Here is a 13406-nt window from a genome sequence, read left to right on the forward strand (position 1 = left end):
AAATATTGCATAGTAATAGCATATTTATAAGAAATGAGGCGCTTCAATGTTTGGTTTAAGTATGTGGGAAATTGCAATAATTGCTCTTGTTATATTATTTGTTGTTGGTCCTAAAAGACTGCCTGATGTGGCTAAATCTATAGGCAAAGGTTATGGCGAATTTAAGCGGACATTTAATGAAATGAAGCAGACAGTAAATATAGACGATAATAACCTTAGAACATCAAACAGAACAAAAGAAACAAGCAGTGATAAGATAAACTCTTATGCTGAACATTATAGAAGTCAGTGGGAAGATAAATTTGTATCAAACCCTGATGATAACCCAAAACCTACAAAATTAGAAACAGCAGCATTAGAAAACACATCTAACATAAATACAAATACTAATAAAACAGAAGAAAATAAAGGTTAAGGCAGTGTCAAACAATATAAATGTTAATAAAAAATCAAAACAAGTGCAGACAGAATATCCACTTGTTGAACATTTGGAAGAAATAAAAAAACGCTTAAAATACATTATTTTAATTTTAATTGTCCTTTTTATTGCAGGCTATTCACAAGGAGAAAAACTTGTGCAGATTATTCAGGCACCAATACTTGCTGCACTGCCTGAAAATGCGACAATGACTATGATAGAAGTTACAGAAATGTTTTTTGTAGAAGTAAAAGTTTCGTTTATTGCAGCACTTATGGTATCTACCCCTTTTATTCTTTATCAGCTGTGGCTTTTTATTGCTCCGGGGCTTTATATGCATGAAAGAAAATATATATACGGATTTGTATCTTTTGCTTCTATTCTTTTTATTCTTGGTGCTGCTTTTGCTTATTTTATAGTTTTTCCATTTGGATTTAAATTCTTTTTAGGATTTGCTGCAAACCCTGCATATAATGTAGACGCAACACTTTCTATGTCAAAATATGTTTCATTTGTAGTGCATTTAGTGCTTGCATTTGGTATAGTTTTTGAGCTGCCTGCAATAATATTTCTGCTTGCAAAAATAGGTGTGATTAATGATGAAATGCTTATAAAATACAGACGATATTCAATTGTTATTATATTTATTTCAGCAGCTGTTCTAACCCCTCCAGATGTTATATCTCAACTTGCAATGGCACTGCCTTTACTAATGCTTTATCAGCTTAGTATATACATAGCCAGAGTGTTTGGCAGAGAGCCTGAAAATATAAAAGAAGTAGCAATTTATGAATAAAGAAACATTTGATAAATTTGGAAGACGGCTTAAATATTTACGCATATCAGTTACAGACAGATGTAATTTTCGCTGCAAATACTGTATGCCTAATAATGATTTTGAAATGGTGGAATGTTCAGATATATTAAGGTATGAAGACATTCTTTTTGCCAGTGAAGTATTTGCATCTCTTGGTGTAAACAGAATAAGAATAACAGGTGGCGAACCACTTGTGCGAAAGGGAATATGCCAGTTTTTAGACAAACTTACAAAAATAGAAAATATTTCAGAAGTAATGCTTACTACAAACGGCTCACTTTTAGAAAAATATGCTGCAGATTTATATAATGCAGGTGTTAAAAGGCTTAATATAAGCCTTGATTCTCTTATACCTGAAAGAAATAAATATATTACAGGTGTTGATAAAACAGATGCAATACTTGCAGGAATAAAAAAAGCTGCTGAAACAGGCTTTGCACCTATAAAAGTAAATTCTGTTATTATAAGAGATTTTAATGATGATGAAATTATTAAGTTTGCAGAGCTTTCTGCAAAGTATAATATAATATGCAGGTTTATAGAATTTATGCCTATTGGCAACTCTGAAAACTGGAATGAGAAAAATATTGTATATGGCAGTGAGATTATAGAACGCCTTAAAGATTTTGAGCCGCAGGAAATGTTAAAAGATAAAAACTCTGGTCCTGCTGTAAACTATAAACTTAATAACGGCGGTATTATTGGTATTATTACACCTATTTCTAAACATTTTTGTTCAGAATGTGATAAACTGCGTATTACTGCTGACGGAAAAATTAGACCATGCCTTTTATCAGATAATGAAATAGATATTAAAAAGGCTATAAAGGATAAAGATAAAGAAATGCTTATAAAACAGATTATGCAGTCATTAAATATAAAACATAATGAGCATAATATTACTACTGGGGAACAAAATCATGATTTTAAACGGACAATGTCTAAGATTGGCGGATAAACCTATAAAAACAATAAATACTGATATTAATTGTGTAATTAATGCAGTAGAAAATAATCCTTTAATGAGCGAAAGCCTTTCCAGCCTTATTAAAGAAAGCAGCAGTATATTATTTATTGCAAGCCCTGATATAAATATAGAAATTTATGATTATACAAAAGATTTATGCCATGGTAAAAAATTTGCAGTTATTTCTGATAATATCCCATCAAAATATATGCAGTATCAGGCTGTGTTTAACCAAAGTGATATAAATGATTATGTATTTTTTGGTGCATGTGCAGGCAGAGCACCAATGCTTGTAAATAAAAATATATATGATTATGATTTAGTAATTTCTGCAAGCAGTGTTATTATGAATGCTTATTCTGGATTTTTGGGAAGCATAACAACTCTTTTTAATGCTGTTACTGCTCCAAAAACTGTTGCAGCTGTTATTAAATATGCCCTGCAGGACAGCATTTATAATGTGCAGAAATTATCAAGCGGTTTAACTATCCGCAACCCAGTGTATGAAAGCCTGCGGGAAGGACTTATTACAGCAGGCAAAGCAATACATTCATTTTCAATAAATATTGCAGCAGATTATAAAGATATAGATAATATACACAAAGATATTTTTGCAGGGGATACTTTTATAAGCCAGATAGAAGCTCAAAATGTTATCCTTAACAGACAGAAAGCCCAAACTGCCCCTTCACTTTTTGATGGCCTTGAAATAAATGCAAAATGCTATGATAATGTAGTTTATTTTATTACATTAATTGAAGAAGCCTGCAAAAAATTAACAAAAGGTGGCAGACTTCTTATAAATATAGGTGATATGTATTCTTTTGGAAATAAAGTATTTCAGGAAATATTTTATAATAATACATTATCAGAAATAGCAGATAATGTTGATGAAAGCAACTATATGGAATCATTTTATGCTTTTATATTAAAATATTACACTTTAAACTATCATATTGCACTGCCTGAAAATGAAAAACTTAATGCTGCATTTATTCAGTCTGGGCTTAATCCTTTAAATAATGATGAATTAAGCAGATTTTTAGACAGCTGTTCAAATAAAGGTGTTATATAGATGAATAAAACTGTATTAATAGTAGATGACGATAAAGAAATCTGCGAACTGCTTAATATGTTTTTAACACTGGAAAAATATAATGTTATTTCTGCTAATACTGGTATGGAAGGCCTTGACAAATTCCGCAGTGATAAATTTGATGTTATACTTTTAGATATATCACTGCCGGATATAAACGGTCAGCAGCTGTGTAAACTTATCAGACAGGAAAGTGATATTCCTATAATAATGGTTTCAACTAATGACAGTGTGTCTGATAAAGTTATCTGTTTAGAATATGGAGCAGATGACTACATTTCAAAACCATTTGAAAATATGGAGCTTATTGCCAGAATAAAAGCTGTTTTAAGACGGTCTGATAAGCATATAGAAGTTAATGATGACAGTGAAAATGGTATTATTAACTTTCAAGGTCTGAAGATTGATTACTCTGAACGGCATGTTACTACACATAATAATATACCTGTAAACCTGACACCTAAAGAATTTGAACTGCTTGTTTATTTTGCAAAAAATGCTGGTGAAACATTAAACAGAGATACTATAATTGAAGATTTATGGGGAAAAAATACTTTATACAGATGGAGCAGAAGTTTAGATGTTCATATACAAAATTTACGGCAGAAAATTGAAAAAAATCCTAAAAATCCTTCCATTATACAGACAGTTTCAGGTATTGGATATAAAATTGCAAAGTAAAATTTCAAGGCTCTATATGAATAAATTACTTTTAGTCTGCATAATTTTTATTGTATGTCCTTTTTATTCTTTTGCAGTATCAAATACAGATATATATAGCCAGCAGTATATTTCAGGCACTTGTATTGAAAGTGGATATGCTGATATTTCATTACAAAAAAATGCAAGAAATACTGTTATTGATATAGTTTCAAGAAATATTATTAATTACATTCTTGATAATACTAACCCTAATACAGCAAAAATATTAAGTATTAATATGCCTGCTGATATTCAGACATGTGATGATGAATATAATGAAAATATAAATAATAATATGGGTCTTGATTTAGCTGATAATATACTTCAAACATGCAAAGAAACTATTTATTCTAAAAATATAGCTTATATTATTAAAGAAACTGCTGTTGTCAGCAAAGGCTCATATTATATTCTTCTGGAAAATATATTTAAAGACCATACAAAAGAATTTTTAAATATGAAAGACTTTAATATGGATTATTTTATTAATAAAATGGCTGTTTATAACCTGCTATCTTTTAATGGCAGACCTTTTTATAACACTCAAACTAATATTAAACTTGAAGATATTAAATGCGAAAATAATCATACTAAAATCAATGTTATAAATGAAAAAACAATGCAGCCAGTTTCAGAATTTAATATTAATGGCAGAGATTTCTATATTACTGCATGCTTAAATAAAAACAATAACAGTTACTTTAAATATTTTATGCTTTATATTAAAAATAATGATGTATATACACTTTATGAAAGACTGCCTGTTTTTTCCAACTTTTTCTCACCATTTAATCAGGAATATAATAACAATCAGTTAATAATAAATTATCATAATACAAGGCTTACCATAAGCGATAAACTAAATGACCATACAGCACTTGTATATAACTATATGCTTTATAGAAAAGGAACATATCTTTTAAATTTTGCAATAAAATATGATAATAATACAGAATATATATTTAAAAATACTTCTGAAGATAAATATATAATAAATTCACTAAATATATCATTAAAATTATATAAAGATATGGTTGAAAAATACTGTAAAGATAATGCTGATACCTGTAAAACTATGCAGATAGAAAAAATACTTCCTATATTTTATGGCATAAAGTAAACTGGCAGAAAAATAGCAGAATGTATTTTCTATTATAAGCATAGACTAATTTATTTCTGCTATTTGACAGTTATAAAAATTCAGGCAGTAATTTTGATTATAAGAAATCAATATAATCTTATTTAATAAATGAAATATTTATAGATTATTTCCGCTTAAAGCATATATCCTAGGTTATTTCATTATCTTTGCGACTTAATTTTATATGAACAATTTTTTTGGAATGTTTTGCTGTCTGATTGTTTGAGCAAAGCGAGTTGCAGCAGCAATGCGAGCGTTTTTTGCGAGGACACTTTTTTCCGACTGAGAAGTGAGGAATCAAAAAAAGTGGCTGAAAGAAAAAATTGAGAATGGTTATACAATTGGAGCATAAGGAATGAAATAACAAAATATTACTTTATGAGATTTGCGGCGGTATGACAGTTATATATTTTGTTATAGACTTATTCAAAAAAGTTGGACTAACCCATATAAGCAGCTTATAAAATAAATAAACTCATACTTAGCTTGACTTATAAGCGAAGTATCTAAAAAAAAATAATTTAAATATATTATTCACTACTGCAATATATATCATTTAGATTTTTCGCCTTTACAAATCAGGCTTAAAATGACTGATAATGTGAAAACCGAAATACATAGTTTTTATAAAATAAAAATTATTTATTGATTATTTCCACTTAAAGCAGATACACTAGGTTATTTCATTATCTTTGCGACTTAATTTTATATGAACAATTTTTTTGGAATGGTTTGCTGTCTGATTGTCTGAGCGAAGCGAGTTGCAGCAGCAATGAAGAAAAAATTGAGAGTGATTATACAATTGGAGCATAAGGAATGAAATAACAAAATATTACTTTATGAGATTTGCGGCGGTATGACAGTTATATATTTTGTTATAGACTTATTCAAAAAAGTTGGACTAACCCATATAAGCAGCTTATAAATCAAATAAGGTCATACTGAGCTTGAAATATAGCGAAGTATCTTTATTTATCCTTTATTTTCAAATTCGTCCTTGAATTTGAAAAAACACACTTGGTCGCAGTAAATGCTCCCATCGCTCACTAAAGACGGCTCGTCCTGAGCCTGTTTCCGTGTCACATATGTAATTTAGATTTTCGCCTAAAAATAATTTCAGACTAATTTAAATTGAGATTTTTTAAATACAAATCATTATTTCTCTCTTGGAATAAATAAATATTCGCCAATTAAAAGATTATTATCTTTATCAAGTTTTACAGGCAGGCTTTCTTTTAGGCTTGAAAGATATTTTGTTTCATTATCCATATCTTCTTCTAATCCCATCATCATAGTTGAACCCATATTTCCAAAAGTGATACTGCCATTTTTTATAGAGTATGAGCCAGTATAGCTGTTTACTCCACTGGAACCAAAGACAGAACCATTATCAAACCCTATAGTTATTTTTGGATTAGTCGCAAGCCTGTATTCTTTTTTATTAATAACTTCTTCCATATTTCCTGCCTTACAGCCAAATATAAAAAGAGATAATAATACTGCTGATAATATTAATTTTTTCATTTTACTTCCATACAAAAAAAGCCCACTGATATTTATTAAACTTAAAAAAAGCATTTAAAATTTTAAAAGTATAATAACTCACAGCAGGCTTATATAATTATATTATGCTTCATTACTGCCTTTTGGACGGACAGTTAAAACTGGGCATGGTGCTTTGCGGACAACAAGCTCAGCAGTAGAGCCAAATAATACATGCTCTAAACCTGTTCTGCCATGAGTTCCAATAATAATCATATCAAAGCTGCCATTTTCAGCCTCTTTGATAATCTCACTGTAAGGATTACCTCTTAATATTTTTGTTGTAAACTCAACATCTTTTAATTCTGGAGCATTAGCAACAAATTCATCAAACTGTTTTTTTGCACCATCTTCAAAATCTGGTGATAAATTCTGCATAGGCATACCCATTTGTGGTATGTAAAATGCAACAATATTTCCCTCATCAAAAAGGATATGCACTATTTCAAGCTCTGCACCTAAGATTTTTTTCATCTCTACAGCGTATGCTAAAGCATAGTGTGATGCTTCTGAAAAATCAGTAGGAAAAAGTATTTTTTTTACAGGATTCATATAAACACCTCCTTATAATTTTACGAACTTATTACTGCACATTCTATTAGTTTTTTTATTTCACCTTTTTTATAATCCTTAGGTAAAATTTCTAAAAAACCAAATTCATAAGTAAGTAATATATCATCAGCAGTAATATTTGATGATAAAAGCACAACAGGCATATTTGTATGAACAAAGCCTATATTATTAAGCATATCCACCATAAATATTTCTTTCATACTTAAATCAGCAACTACTGCATAATAATTATTGTTATTCAAAATTTCAACAGATAAAAGCGGGTTAGTAAGTCTTTGCAGTTCATATTTATTTGCATCAAATTCAAAATGCAGCTTTGTAAATACATCATCATCATTTGTAATAACAAGTATTTTTTTAACATTCATTACTACCATACCCCCTTCATTAGTTTTTGGAGATTATTTTCTAACTGCTCCATAAGTATATTATATGGTATATTTAAAAATTCTGCAACATATTCGCCAGTATAAGACACATTTGCAGGCATATTTTTCTTTCCACGAACAGGAACAGGTGCAAGATAGGGGCTGTCTGTTTCTATTAAAAGCCTGTCTAATGGTGTATTTGATAAAGCATACCTTAAATTATCTGCATTTTTAAAAGTTACATTACCTGCATAGCTTATGTAAAAATTTTTATCCTTTATCCAGTCAAGCACACACTCTTTTCCATCAAAACAGTGGAAAATACCTTTTAACTTGCTGTGTTTTTTTATTGCTTCATCTAATATTTTAATAGTTTCCTGTGCTGCATTTCTGCTGTGTATCACAAGAGCTTTATCAAGCCTGCCTGCAATATCTGCCATATCTTGAAATAAAATATTTTGATACTTTTCATCAGGGTTTTCTTCATAATAAAAATCAAGCCCAGTTTCACCTACTGCGATTACTTTTTTATTAGAGGCAAGCTCAAAAAACTTATCAAAATCTCTATCTCTTATATATTTATCTGCATATTCTGGGTGCATTCCAACAGCAGCATATATATTATCATAGAGTTCTGCTGTTTTTAATGCCTTAATACTGTCATCATAATCTATGCCGATAGTGATTATACGCTTTACATTTTTATCACTGGCAAGGCTTATAAATTCATCAACACTTCTGCCATACTCATCATCATGAATATGTGCATGGGTATCTGTCCAAAAATTAATCTCCATATTATTTTATTCTAGTTCCTGCTGGCACTGTATCTGGCAGTATCATAACATTATGACACTCCCCGTCAAAAGCTGCTAAAACCATTCCTTGAGATTCTATACCCATTAATTTAGCAGGCTTCAAGTTTGCAGCTACTGCAATAGTTTTACCTTTTAAATCTTCAGGGTTATAACTTTTTGCAATACCTGCAACAATTATTCTGCCGCCATCACCAACATCTACTTTTAATTTAAGCAGTTTTTCGCTTTTTTTCACATTCTCTGCATCTATTATTTTACCTGCTTTTAATTCCACCTGCTCAAAAACACTGAAATCTATCAGCGTATGCTCTTCTTTCTTTTCTTCTTTTGCAGGTGCTGCTATTTTTTCAAGCATTTCTTTTTCATCTATCCTTGGAAATATATTTTTACTATTGTTAAGTTTTATGCCGCTTTTTAAAATACATACATCGCAAAGTGCTTTTTCATCTGATAAATTAATATTATCATCTGCCCCAATCTGCCTGCGTATTTCAAAAGCAGTATCTGGCATAAATGGATATACTAAATGAGAAACAGCTCTTAATCCATCAAGCACTGTATATAACACAGAGCCAAGTCTGCCTTTATTAGCTTCATCTTTTGCTAAAACCCAAGGTTTTGCATCATCAATATATCTATTCATTGCACCAATACTTTCCCATATAGAAAGCAGTGCTTTATTATAAGCCATTTGATTTAAGTGCATATCTGCTTCTTGAGCTGATTTAGATACAGCATTATGCACATTTTCATCAAGCTCATCTTTATCTGTATAAGCAGGAATCACTCCATCAAAATATTTTTTAACCATGCCGATTGTTCTTGAAACAAGATTTCCTAAATCGTTTGCCAAATCACCATTTATTCTATGAATAAGTGCTTTAAATGAAAAATCACCATCAAGACCAAAAGGCACTTCTCTCATTAAAAAATATCTAAAAGCATCTATACCAAAAGTTTCTGAAAGCCATACAGGGTCTATTGCATTACCCATAGATTTAGACATTTTCTGCCCGTCCACAGTCCACCAGCCATGAGCAAATACTGATTTTGGAAGTTCTATTCCAGCACTTATCAGCATTGCAGGCCAGTATACTGTGTGAAACCTTAAAATATCTTTACCTACTAAATGAAAATCTGCAGGCCAGTATTTTTTCTTATCGCTTTCTTCATCAAAATATCCTAATGCTGATAAATAGTTAGTAAGTGCATCTACCCATACATATATAACATGTTTAGAGTTTTCTTCCATAGGGATACCCCATGAAAAATTAATACGGCTGATAGATAAATCTCTAAGACCTTCTTTAATAAAAGATATGATTTCATTACGCCTTGATTCTGGGCGGATAAATTCTGGATGATTATTAATATGTTCTAAAATAGCATCTTGATATTTACTCATTTTAAAGAAATATGAAGATTCTTTTAATTTAGCAGTTTCTCTGCCACAGTCTGGACAAAGGTTTCCTTCCATAAGTTGAGTTTCTGTCCAGTATGCTTCGCAGGGAGTGCAATACCAGCCTTCATATTCACCAAGATATATATCACCTTTTTCCTGCATTTTTTTAATAATTGCAAGCACTGATTTTTTATGCCTTTCCTGAGTAGTGCGTATAAAATCATCATGAGATATATTTAATATTTTCCAAAGTTCTCTAAACCTTGCATTATTTTTATCAGCAAGCTCTATAGGTTTCATATTCTGCTTTTCTGCAGACTGCTCCATTTTCTGCCCGTGTTCATCTGTGCCAGTTAAAAAGAATACATCATAACCACACATGCGTTTATAACGGCTGATAATATCAGCTGCAACAGTTGTATATGCATGACCGATATGGGGTTTATCATTTACATAGTATATAGGTGTTGTTACATAAAATGTTTTTTTCTGGCTCATAATTACCTCAAATCCTTAAATTACTGCTGTTTACTATTGTTGTTGTGCTTATTATACTTATTATGCTTATTGTATTTATTATTTTCCTTACTGCCTGATATTTTTATAATATTTTCATCATTTTCTTCTAAAAGACCGTCAAGAGTATCATTTAATTCAATATATTCTATATCATCACATTCGCAGCCTTCACAGCCATACTGCTCTTTTTCAAACATAAGGCAGCACATTAATCTGCCGCATACACCTGATATTTTATTAGGGCTCATAATCAGGTTTTGGTTTTTAGCCATTTTTATAGATATATTATCAAAACGGCGTAAAAAATTAGTGCAGCAAAGCTCTCTGCCGCAAAGACCAAATCCGCCAACCATTTTAGTTGCGTCGCGAACACCTATTTGACGCATTTCTATACGAGTTCTGAAAACTCGTGCTAAATCCCTTACAAGCTGTCTGAAATCTACCCTGCCTTCTGATGTAAAATAAAAAGTAATTTTGCTTCTATCAAGGCAGTATTCAGCTGATAAAAGTTTCATATCAAGTCCTGCATCAGCAGCTAATTTTTTACATACTTCAAAAGCCTTTGGCTCATCTTTAAAATTCTGCTCTCTTGCTTTTAAATCATCAGTATCAGCAATACGCAGAATTTTTTTCATTACCTGCTCATCAGGCACACTAATCATTCTAGGAGCAGCACATACCCGTGCCATATCCTCCCCTTTATCTGATTCTACAACGACAAAGTCGCCATGTTTTATATCAAACCCTTCGCATAAAAAATCATATATCTTACTTGCCCGTTTAAATATGACCCCTACCGCATTATATTCTTTCACTAAATACCTCATATGTTTTACTTACAAAATCATGTTTTGCTAAATCTATATTAATATTATAATTGAGCCTTTTTAACATTTCCAGTATATACTCGCCATAAGCACAGTATGAATATATACCCGTTGTTTTATATTTTTCAAGTGCTGCTGGATATATAAACTCCATAACAGATTTTATTATCTGAATATCATTACAGTTAAGCACAAAATCTGTAAATTTTTTAAAATTTCTGCTTTCTATTTCATTAATCAGTGAGCCTATTTTTAAATCATCAATCATTAATGCCCGCTCAACTGACCCGCCTGAAACTTTAATAATATCTGCCATATTATCCATATCAGGTCTGATATTTGATAATATATTATTCATATCGCTTTCACTAAGAGGAGCAAAATCCACCACAGAGCATCTAGAGCGTATAGTAGGCATAATCATTTCATATTTTGATGTAATAAGCAAAAACAAGCAGTCTTCACCGGGCTCTTCAAGTGTTTTTAAAAAGGCATTGCCTGCCACTATCTGAGCAGAGTTAGAAAGTTTTTCTGCCTCATCAAGAATAAAAACTTTCCATTTAGAAGCAAGCCCTGTCATTCCAGCACTTTCTGATATTTGGCGAATATTTTCTACTTTTAATTCATTTCCACCATATATATATAAATCAGGATATGTGCCTGCTTTTACCTGCATGCAGCTGCTGCAGGAACATTCTGTAAAATAGCTGCCATTCCTGCAAAAAAGGCTTCTAGCAAGCTCGCAGGCAAACATTCTCTTTCCAATACCAGAAATACCAGAAAATATATAACTGTGGCTTAACCTGCCACTTGCTATTACTCTTTTAAAAAAATCCTGCTGTTTAAGATTACCTGCTATCTTACTGCACAATCGGATTTATCTCCCTGTAATTTTTTTATAGTATGCTCAATTACAGGCATAATGAATGACAAGTTTTCAACTGCACCTTTTGGACTTCCGGGAAGGTTTATAATAAGAGAGTTTTTTCTTGTGCCGCATACAGCTCTTGAAACTATAGAATTAACAGTTATTTTAAAGCTTTCTGCACGCATAACTTCTTCAAATCCCGATAGTCTTTTTTCTATTACTTCTATTGTAACATCTGGTGCAATATCTCTTGGTGAAATACCTGTTGAGCCATTAGTTATTATTAAATCAAGCATTTGAATATCTGCAAAATCTTTTAAAGTAATATTTAGTTTATCTTTATCGTCTGCTATAATTTCTTTACGGATAAAAGATGTTTTTAAATTTTCGCTTATATATTTTTCAACAGCAGGACCAGTTAAATCTTCATATTCACCTTTGCTTGCCCTGTCAGAAAGAGTGATTATACCAACAGAGTAACCATCTTTACCAAGATTTTTTATTTCATCACCAACATGCAGTTCACCATTTCCGCGAACAACACCAAATATACCTTCTTTTGGCATAACACATTCGCCGGCATGATAATATACTGCACATTTATGGTGGCACACTTTACCTATTTGAGAAATGATTAATTCAATACTGCCTATCTGCAATTTTGTGCCAACAGGAAAAGAAAGCAAATCAATACCTTCTGTTGTTATATTTTCAGCAAAATCACCACTTTTAACTTTTAAGCCTTTTTCCTGCATTTTTTTAACACTTTCAAGAGCAAGCAAACTTACCTGTCTATGCCATTTTCCTGCATGAGCATCCCCTTTGATACCAAAATCATTTTCAAAAAAAGCTGCATCCACATTTTCTTTAATGACACCTTTTCTATCGCTTACAGATATAGCCTGTATTTTACCCATTGTATTCTCCTGATTTGTTTCATTTTACAATTTCATATCATATCAATAAATCAAATTTTATGCAACAAGATATATTTTTATTTTTTAGTGAACTTTTTTATTTATAAATTGTAATATATATATGGAGAATATATGAAATATTTTATTATTATATTAATAGTAAGTATTTGTGCAGTAAATATATGCTTTGCTCAAACTGGTATGAAAAGCAGAGATATTATTTCAAAAAACAGTAGTTCAAGTTCAAGTTATTCTGAAATAAAAGCAAGGACAAATAAGGATGCACAAATGAATAAAGTAAATAATGATTTAAATTTCTACCGCAGTAAAAATGATGGAGCTTCTAACCAAAAAGTTATGGAGCTTGAAAGACAAAAATCTAAAATGATTAATAGTAAGTAAAAATGTTCTTTAATTTTAAAAATTTAATA

15 protein-coding genes are annotated in these 13406 nt (G+C 30.8%); 7 read left to right on the forward strand and 8 right to left on the reverse strand.

What is annotated here, in order from left to right; translation table 11 throughout:
* Nucleotides 1-46 precede the first annotated feature (46 nt).
* Genes N508_RS04410 through N508_RS04435 form a run of 6 tightly spaced genes read left to right on the forward strand, consistent with a single transcriptional unit; the run spans nt 47 to nt 5120 of the window.
* Nucleotides 47-415: a twin-arginine translocase TatA/TatE family subunit gene (locus tag N508_RS04410; RefSeq protein ID WP_023275195.1), complete on the forward strand. Its 369-nt coding sequence runs from the start codon at nt 47-49 to the stop codon at nt 413-415.
* Nucleotides 416-419: 4 nt separating this feature from the next.
* A complete protein-coding gene (gene tatC / locus N508_RS04415) occupies nt 420-1214 on the forward strand; it encodes a twin-arginine translocase subunit TatC (RefSeq protein ID WP_023275196.1) in 795 nt (264 codons plus the stop codon).
* Nucleotides 1207-2193, forward strand: a complete 987-nt coding sequence (gene moaA, locus N508_RS04420) for a GTP 3',8-cyclase MoaA (protein WP_023275197.1) — start codon at nt 1207-1209, stop codon at nt 2191-2193. The genes tatC and moaA overlap by 8 nt, the downstream gene beginning before the upstream one ends.
* Nucleotides 2183-3277 (forward strand): hypothetical protein, encoded by a 1095-nt coding sequence (locus N508_RS04425; protein ID WP_155944388.1) that lies wholly within the window; start codon nt 2183-2185, stop codon nt 3275-3277. Before moaA ends, N508_RS04425 begins: the two co-directional genes overlap by 11 nt.
* Entirely contained in the window at nt 3278-3979 is a 702-nt protein-coding gene (locus N508_RS04430) for a response regulator transcription factor (RefSeq protein ID WP_251930667.1), read from the forward strand. It abuts the gene before it with no gap.
* Between the two features lie 16 nt (nt 3980-3995).
* On the forward strand, nt 3996-5120 hold the full coding sequence (locus tag N508_RS04435) for a hypothetical protein (RefSeq protein ID WP_023275200.1): 1125 nt from the start codon (nt 3996-3998) through the stop codon (nt 5118-5120).
* 1176 nt (nt 5121-6296) lie between these two features.
* Here N508_RS04435 and N508_RS04440 read toward each other — a convergent pair.
* From N508_RS04440 to N508_RS04475, 8 genes are all read right to left on the reverse strand, one after another.
* Nucleotides 6297-6665, reverse strand: coding sequence for an META domain-containing protein (locus N508_RS04440; RefSeq protein ID WP_023275201.1), 369 nt, complete (start codon nt 6663-6665; stop codon nt 6297-6299).
* Between the two features lie 102 nt (nt 6666-6767).
* Nucleotides 6768-7235 carry a universal stress protein gene (locus tag N508_RS04445; RefSeq protein ID WP_023275202.1) on the reverse strand — a complete coding sequence of 156 codons (468 nt, stop codon included), beginning with the start codon at nt 7233-7235 and terminating at the stop codon, nt 6768-6770.
* A gap of 20 nt (nt 7236-7255) precedes the next feature.
* Entirely contained in the window at nt 7256-7624 is a 369-nt protein-coding gene (locus N508_RS04450; RefSeq protein ID WP_023275203.1) for a response regulator, read from the reverse strand.
* A 2-nt stretch (nt 7625-7626) separates the two neighbouring features.
* Nucleotides 7627-8421, reverse strand: a complete 795-nt coding sequence (locus N508_RS04455) for a TatD family hydrolase (protein WP_023275204.1) — start codon at nt 8419-8421, stop codon at nt 7627-7629.
* A gap of 1 nt (nt 8422) precedes the next feature.
* Nucleotides 8423-10342: a methionine--tRNA ligase gene (gene metG, locus N508_RS04460; protein ID WP_023275205.1), complete on the reverse strand. Its 1920-nt coding sequence runs from the start codon at nt 10340-10342 to the stop codon at nt 8423-8425.
* Between the two features lie 20 nt (nt 10343-10362).
* Nucleotides 10363-11178 carry a PSP1 domain-containing protein gene (locus tag N508_RS04465; protein WP_023275206.1) on the reverse strand — a complete coding sequence of 272 codons (816 nt, stop codon included), beginning with the start codon at nt 11176-11178 and terminating at the stop codon, nt 10363-10365.
* The gene (locus N508_RS04470) at nt 11165-12061 is read right to left on the reverse strand and encodes a DNA polymerase III subunit (protein WP_023275207.1); all 897 of its coding nucleotides are present in this window, start codon (nt 12059-12061) and stop codon (nt 11165-11167) included. The genes N508_RS04465 and N508_RS04470 overlap by 14 nt, the downstream gene beginning before the upstream one ends.
* The gene (locus N508_RS04475; protein ID WP_023275208.1) at nt 12046-12975 is read right to left on the reverse strand and encodes an MOSC domain-containing protein; all 930 of its coding nucleotides are present in this window, start codon (nt 12973-12975) and stop codon (nt 12046-12048) included. Before N508_RS04475 ends, N508_RS04470 begins: the two co-directional genes overlap by 16 nt.
* A gap of 132 nt (nt 12976-13107) precedes the next feature.
* Between N508_RS04475 and N508_RS04480 the strand changes: the two genes are divergently transcribed.
* Nucleotides 13108-13377: a hypothetical protein gene (locus N508_RS04480; protein WP_023275209.1), complete on the forward strand. Its 270-nt coding sequence runs from the start codon at nt 13108-13110 to the stop codon at nt 13375-13377.
* Nucleotides 13378-13406 lie beyond the last annotated feature (29 nt).

This window comes from Mucispirillum schaedleri ASF457 (assembly GCF_000487995.2).
Lineage (GTDB): Bacteria > Chrysiogenota > Deferribacteres > Deferribacterales > Mucispirillaceae > Mucispirillum > Mucispirillum schaedleri.